A 258-nucleotide genomic window follows, 5' to 3' on the forward strand; every position below is an offset into this window, starting at 1 on the left:
GGCCCATCCAGCCGAAACGACAGATAGACTGTCCTTTGGCAAGTCAGCTTCATACCGACTACCATCTCCGAGACTGTCGCCCATCTGCACATCCCCGAACCGGACACCTTCGTGGAGACTATCACCAGACAGACTACCTCCTGATAATCCACCGTCCAGGTATATCACCGTGCCGCTGTAATCCTCCGGTACTGGTAGGCCGCTTTGCGTTACCAGCGCCAAGGCTCCGCTGTCGGCCAAAATGTAGGCGATTCGCTG

At 56.6% G+C, this 258-nt stretch carries 1 protein-coding gene; it reads right to left on the reverse strand.

The genetic code is table 11. The features are described from left to right. Positions 1 to 258 (reverse strand): hypothetical protein (locus WG8_RS27495; protein WP_007432241.1); only part of this gene is annotated, 258 nt, incomplete at both ends.

It is taken from the genome of Paenibacillus sp. Aloe-11, from assembly GCF_000245715.1.
GTDB classification, from domain to species: Bacteria; Bacillota; Bacilli; order Paenibacillales; family Paenibacillaceae; genus Paenibacillus; species Paenibacillus kribbensis.